The sequence below is a fragment of the Actinokineospora fastidiosa genome (assembly GCF_014648415.1).
In the GTDB taxonomy this organism is placed as follows: Bacteria; Actinomycetota; Actinomycetes; order Mycobacteriales; family Pseudonocardiaceae; genus Actinokineospora; species Actinokineospora fastidiosa.
This window is the reverse complement of the sequence record NZ_BMRB01000010.1, coordinates 51,695-57,666: the sequence shown is the minus strand read 5'-3', so window position 1 is coordinate 57,666 and position 5,972 is coordinate 51,695. Positions and strand designations below refer to the sequence as shown.

At 72.5% G+C, this 5,972-nt stretch carries 5 protein-coding genes; 3 read left to right on the top strand and 2 right to left on the bottom strand.

Annotated elements, in window-relative coordinates; translation table 11 throughout:
- Window positions 1–55: 55 nt before the first annotated feature.
- Window positions 56–1,384, bottom strand: coding sequence for a serine hydrolase domain-containing protein (locus tag IEY98_RS30555; protein WP_189214163.1), 1,329 nt, complete (start codon window positions 1,382–1,384; stop codon window positions 56–58).
- A 659-nt stretch (window positions 1,385–2,043) separates the two neighbouring features.
- On the opposite strand from IEY98_RS30555, the gene IEY98_RS30550 reads away from it, so the two are divergent.
- Window positions 2,044–2,247: a hypothetical protein gene (locus tag IEY98_RS30550; protein ID WP_189214162.1), complete on the top strand. Its 204-nt coding sequence runs from the start codon at window positions 2,044–2,046 to the stop codon at window positions 2,245–2,247.
- 15 nt (window positions 2,248–2,262) lie between these two features.
- Here the strand turns inward: IEY98_RS30550 and IEY98_RS30545 are convergent, their stop codons facing one another.
- Window positions 2,263–3,597: a hypothetical protein gene (locus IEY98_RS30545; protein WP_189214161.1), complete on the bottom strand. Its 1,335-nt coding sequence runs from the start codon at window positions 3,595–3,597 to the stop codon at window positions 2,263–2,265.
- A 144-nt stretch (window positions 3,598–3,741) separates the two neighbouring features.
- Between IEY98_RS30545 and IEY98_RS30540 the strand changes: the two genes are divergently transcribed.
- The gene (locus tag IEY98_RS30540) at window positions 3,742–4,947 is read left to right on the top strand and encodes an NAD(P)/FAD-dependent oxidoreductase (RefSeq protein WP_189214160.1); all 1,206 of its coding nucleotides are present in this window, start codon (window positions 3,742–3,744) and stop codon (window positions 4,945–4,947) included.
- A 10-nt stretch (window positions 4,948–4,957) separates the two neighbouring features.
- A complete protein-coding gene (locus IEY98_RS30535) occupies window positions 4,958–5,896 on the top strand; it encodes a sigma-70 family RNA polymerase sigma factor (protein WP_189214159.1) in 939 nt (312 codons plus the stop codon).
- Window positions 5,897–5,972: the final 76 nt, after the last annotated feature.

Here is a 5,972-nt window from a genome sequence, read left to right as displayed (position 1 = left end):
GGGTCGCCCTTTCCAGGCATGGGGATGACGCGCCAAGGGGCGCGCGGGGCGTCGGTCAGGCCGCGGAGACGGCCGCGCGCCCGCGGTGGGCGAGCCTGCCGCCGACCTGGAACCAGGCGGGTTCGCCGTTCGGGCCGGTGATGAACCGGCCGACCTGGTCGGTCACCCCGGTGTCGCAGTCGCGCAGCGCGCAGCGCAGTCCGGGGTAGACGGTGAGGTCGGCGAACGGGGCGCCGTCGACGGCGGCGTGCAGCCGCCCGCCGCCAGCGTGGGTGATCCGGTAGGTGGTCTCGCCGTTGGCGTACTCGCCGACGCAGCCGGGCGGCGGCGCGACCGGGTCGCCGAGGTCGGGCAGCGGGTCGTAGTCGGCGATGGGCACGCCCAGGTCGGGCAGCTCGGCGACCAGCTCGCGCCACAGGGCGAAGCCGGTGGCCCCGTTGGCCGTCAGCGCGACGGCCGTGCCGGTGGCCGGGTCGACGCGCAGGTGGCAGGACGTGCCGTCGCCGGTGCCGTCGTGGCCGACGGACCGCAGGGCGCCGCCGCCGTAGCTGGCCAGGCCGATGCCCCAGCCGTCGGCCAGGCCGAACGGCTCGGCGCACGGGGCGGGCGCGCGCATCTCGGCGAGCGCGTCGGGATCGAGGGGGCCGTCCGGCTCGAACCCGGCCAGCGCCCTGCCCAGCCGCACCAGGTCGCTGGCGCTGGCCGCCCACGCGCCCGCGGGCGCCTCCGGCGGGCACAGCGACTGCGCGACCGGCCGCGCCACCCCCGTGTCCCGCCGCACGGCGTGCCCGGTGACGAGATCGGCCGCCCGGCCGGGCCCGACCACGAACCGGCCGGGCAGGTCGAGCGGGTCGAGCACCAGCGCCTGCGCCGCCTCGGCCCATGTCATGCCGGTGATGTCCTCAATGGCGTGCCCGGCGATCAGGTAGCCGATGTTGGAGTAGGAGAAGGCAGTCCCCGGCGCCGCGAGCGGGTCGACGGCGCGGCAGCAGTCCTCGACGTGCCTGCGCAGGGACGTGGCGCGCACATCGGGCGGGTCGGAGGGCAGTCCGCCGGTGTGGCTGAGGACGTGCCGGGCGGTGAGCTGGCCGCGGGTCCGCTCCGGCAGGGCGCTCAGCCCGTCGACCTGCTCGGCGAGCGGCTTGTCCAGGTGCAGGTCGCCGTCCGCGACGAGCACCATGGCGGTGGCGGCGGTGAGGAGCTTGGTGATCGAGCCGGTGGGGAAGGCGGACTCGTCGGTAACCGGTTCGGCGGTCCCGTGCCGCCGCACCCCCGTCGCGAAGGTCCGGATGAGCCGGTCCCCGTGGATCGCCAGCTGTAGGCCGGGAATGGAGTACTCCGCTGCGAGCTCGGTCAGTCTGCGGCGAATGCGGGCGCTGTCCATGCTTCCTCACTGTCGACACCGGTTGGCCACCCACCGCTCCCCCACCCACGGTCTGTCTCGGGTAGGTCGAATAAGCGCCCGCCGGAGCGGAATCGCGTCCTCGACTGAACTAATGGTGACTACGGTCCGCTTCTGTGAGCTACCGCCGATTGGAGCAATGGCGATTTCACGACAAGCGGAGCCGATGAGTGGAGAAGAAAATCGCGGTAACACGTTTAGAACTTGAGATCCACGCTTTCCAGCGGCTATGCGGCCAAACGAAAACCGCTCAGCCGGGTTGTCGTGATACCAATCACACCCGTTTGCGCTAGCGTCCGCGAACCGGCCTGCGACCAGCGGTGTTCCGACTCGCACAGGTAGGACGAAGAAGAGGACGCCCTCTCACTTTTGTCGCACGAACAACGGCCGACAGCAGGGGGAATCGTCCGTTTTCGGTCGCACGTGGCGTGGCGTGGAAGAAATTTTCTCAACCCGATCGACGCAGTGCCGATCACCCGACTGCGGAGTAGTTTCGACATCCACGGAACTTCGGTCGCCAAGGTGCGAGAAGATGCGCGTGGAACGCGCGCAGAGAACTATTTTCGATCAATCGTCACGACGCGTTCAGCGCCCGGAAAGACCGCAAGTCAGCACCTGTCACTCTGGTGCGCTGCGTCACAGTGATCCCGAAGATGCCGGTCGGCCATGCGGTCCGGATCGCCGTCGCCCGGGCCGGAATCGGCCGTTCTCCTGGGCTGCGGGCCTCCTTGGAGTTCATCCGCCGGTTCCCGCGCGGCAACGCTAATCGCCGAAGGCGGATCGGTGATCAGCGCGATCATCAGCGCCGATCGGATTGTCACTCGGTGATGACCACGCTGCGTTGACCGTATCCGGGGACGCTACTGCCGAACGAGCGTCGCCTCGGCCGCGCCGGGCTCGTAGTCGGCGAAGTAGGACAGGGACTCGCCGTCGATGCCGAGGGTGATCGTGACCAGGCTCGCGCACCTCGACCGCGGATCGGAGGTGATGGTCTCCAGGACGACGAGCTTCTCCGGGGCGCTCTCCAGCAGCTTGAGCGAGCCGGTGCAGCCCAGCTCCGGGTAGTGGGAGGTGCCGACGTCGTCGCCGACGTCGCCGTCCCTTAGGGACAGCCGGGCGTGGTAGGCGGTCCCCGATCCCGGCTGCTCGACCGGCCCGCGCGACTGCCAGTCGCCGAGGAAGCGGCGGTCGACGGCGGGGCACGCCAGCGTGGTGAGCGCGTCGTACTCGACGGTCGGCCTGCGGTCCGGGTTCGGGCCGGCGATGCCGGACGCGCCCAGGCTCTCCGGGCCGATCACACCCCACAGGCCGCGGTAGCCCCACCACGGTTCCTCCTCGACCGCGCGCAGGCTCTCCCAGGTGTGCCACGGCGTTCCCGCGGAGGTCCGGTCGGCGACGGCCGCGGTGGCGAGCGGGAACGCGCCCGCTCGCGGGTAGGAGCCGTGCGAGCCCTTGGCCGCGTAGGCGACCGGGCGGTTCCCGGCGAACTCCAGGCGGTTCCACGGCAGGTGGCACGCGGGCTCGTTGTGCCGCCAGAAGACCATCCCGGTCGGGCGCCCGCCGTCGACCTGGACGGCGACGCGCTCCCAGTCGCCCTCGTGGTTGTTGATGAAGTCGTTGTAGCCGTAGAACAGCCAGTAGACGAAGGCGCCGTGCCCGTCCGGGTCGCCGACGTGCTGCCAGTACACGGGCGCGGTCGCGCCGTCGCCGCGGCGCAGATCGTCGTCGAGGTCGAGGTAGAAGCCGCGGCCGTCGCCGTACACCTGCCGCTCGGCGCTGTTGGTGCGGTACAGCGTGGCGTCCTCGTCGTGCGTGCAGGGCAGCGGGTCCTCGCTGTGCGGCTGGATCGTGGAGGCCGCGGGGTGGGAGTACTCGCCGCTCGCCAGCCCCGACTCGCTCACCTCGGTCGCGACCGGCTTGTCGTCCTTACAGAGCTTCCCGTGGTCGAACCAGAGATCCGCGCCCGCGACGAACCGGCTCGCGTCCATGGGCAGGTTGACCTCCCCGTCGGCCAGCCACACCGCGGGCGCGAGCTCGCGGGCGAGCCGGGACCGGGGATCGGCATCCGGATCGGACGCCGCCGCGGAGGTGGTCGGCGCGGTCGAGGACGGCCCGGGTTCCGCCGTCCCATCGCACGCGGAGGCGAGCAGCACCACACCGGCCGCGATGATCGGCAGGCCGCGGCTCCGGGTCATCCGTCGATCGTAGCCGCGGTGCCCGGCTTGATCACTTCGGCAGCCCCGGCGGGCTGTGACCCACGCCATACGCGGTTCCTGTCAGCAATCGGCGCGCTGTCCCGCTCAAGTCACCGAAGCCAAGCGAACCGACAGGAGCAGCTCATGAAGCACCGCATCGTCGTCCTCGGCGCGGGCTACGCCGGGGCCTACGTGGCCGGGAACCTCGCCCGGCGGCTGTCCCAGGAGGACACCGAGATCACCGTGGTCAACGCCGCGCCGGACTTCGTCCAGCGGCTGCGGCTGCACCAGCTCGCGGCGGGCCAGGACATCGAGACCGTGCGGCTCGCCGACGTCTTCGCGGGCACGGGCGTCCGGCTGCGCCTGGCCAGGGTCACCGCCGTCGACCCGGACCGGCGGGTCGTGGCCCTGGCCGACGCCGACGGCGGCGGCGAACTCCCCTACGACACGCTTTTCTACGCGCTCGGCAGCCACGTCGCCGACCACGGCGTCCCCGGGGTGGTCGAGCACGCCTTCGACGTCACCGGCCTGGCCTCCGCGCTGCGCCTGCGCGAGCGCCTGGACGGCCTGGACAAGCGGGGCGGCGGGAGCGTGCTGGTCGTCGGCGACGGCCTGACCGGCATCGAGACCGCCACCGAGATCGCCGAGTCCCGGCCGGGGCTGGCCGTGACGCTGATCGCCAGCGGGGAGCTGGGCGCCCGCCTCTCCGCCGGGGCGCGGGCCCACCTGCGCCGGGCCTGCGACCGGCTGGGCATCACCGTCGTGGAGCACGCCACCGTCGAGGTCGTCGAGCAGACACGAGTGCTGTGCGCGGACGGCACCGTCCTGCGGTCCGACGCCACCGTGTGGACGGCCGGGTTCGCGGTCCACCCCATCGCCGCCGCCAGCGGGCTGGAGGTCGCCGAGAACGGCCAGATCGTCGTCGACCGCACCATGCGGTCGGTCTCGCACCCGGAGGTCTACGCCGCGGGCGACAGCGTCCGCGCCATCGGCGACAACGGACTGCCGCTGCCGATGTCCTGCGCCTCGGCCGGGTACACCGGCAAGCAGGCCCTCGAGGCGATCATGGGGCGGCTGACCGGCCGTCCGATCCCGACCGTCAAGCTGACCTACGTGGGCAACCACATCAGCCTCGGGCGGCGGGACGCGATCCTGCAGCTGGTCGACGAACGGGGGCTGGCGAAGCCGAAGCACCTGGGCGGGCGGGCGGCCGCGCGGATCAAGGCGGGCATCCTGAGGACGGCGCTGTGGGCGACCTCCCACCCGACGTTCGGCCTGCCCAAGCGCAAGCGCCGCCTGGCCGTGCCGGACGCGTCCGCCGTGACCGCCGTCGGAACCGCGGCCGCCTAGGGTGGTCCCCGTGGACGCGACCGCCACCGACCGCTTCGAGGCCAGCCGGAACCGGCTGGCCTCGCTGGCCTACCGCATGCTCGGCTCCGCGGCCGACGCCGAGGACGCGGTGCAGGACGCGTTCCTGCACTGGCAGGCCGCCGACCGGCGGCTGATCGCGGTGCCCGAGGCCTGGCTGACCAAGGTCGTCGCCAACCTGTGCCTCGACCGGCTCCGCTCGGCGCAGGCGCGCCGCGAGCGCACCGTCGGCGCCTGGCTGCCCGAACCGCTCCTCGACGGCGACCCCATGCTCGGCCCGGCGGACACCGTCGAGCAGCGCGAGTCGGTCTCGCTGGCCGTGCTGACCCTCATGGAGCGCCTGTCCCCCGTCGAGCGGGCCGTCTACCTGCTGCGCGAGGCGTTCTCCCACAGCCACGCCGAGATCGCCGAGATCCTCGACATCACCGAGTCGGCGAGCCAGCAGCACCTGCACCGGGCCCGGCGCCGCGTCTCCGCGGCCCGCCGCCGCGCTGACGAGGTCGACCCGGCGTCCACCCGCAGGATCGTCGAGGAGTTCCTCGCCGCGGCGACCTCGGGCCGCATCGACCGGCTGGTGGCGCTGCTGACCGACGACGCCACCGCGATCACCGACGGCGCGGGTCTCACCGAGACGCTGCTGCACTACGACACCCCGGAGCGCATCGCCGCCATCGCGCGGGCGGGCTTCAAGCCCACCGCCGCGAAACGGCGGTTCGTCGGCGGCACGCCCGCCATCCACTACGCGCTGGTCAACGGCGGGCCCGCCATCCTGGTGGTGCTCGGCGACCGGGTCGTCGGCTCGGTCGCGTTCGACATCGCCAACGGCAGGATCGCGACCGTGCGCGGCATCGCCTCCCCCACCCGCCTGGCCCGCGTCACCGAGGTCTGGCGGCAGCGCGAGCCGGACGCGCCGCTCATCGCCCAGTGGTGACCCGAAAGCACAGCGACGGCGGCGGGTTTCCTCCACTGAGGAGGATTCACCCGAAAAGCTAACCCTTCGTCCGGCT

What these genes read in the sequence shown, in the direction of transcription:
- IEY98_RS30555 (WP_189214163.1), bottom strand. Translation starts at nt 1,384, where the DNA reads ATGGACAGCGCCCGCATTCGCCGCAGACTGACCGAGCTCGCAGCGGAG.
- IEY98_RS30545 (WP_189214161.1), bottom strand. Translation starts at nt 3,597, where the DNA reads ATGACCCGGAGCCGCGGCCTGCCGATCATCGCGGCCGGTGTGGTGCTG.
- IEY98_RS30540 (WP_189214160.1), top strand. Translation starts at nt 3,742, where the DNA reads ATGAAGCACCGCATCGTCGTCCTCGGCGCGGGCTACGCCGGGGCCTAC.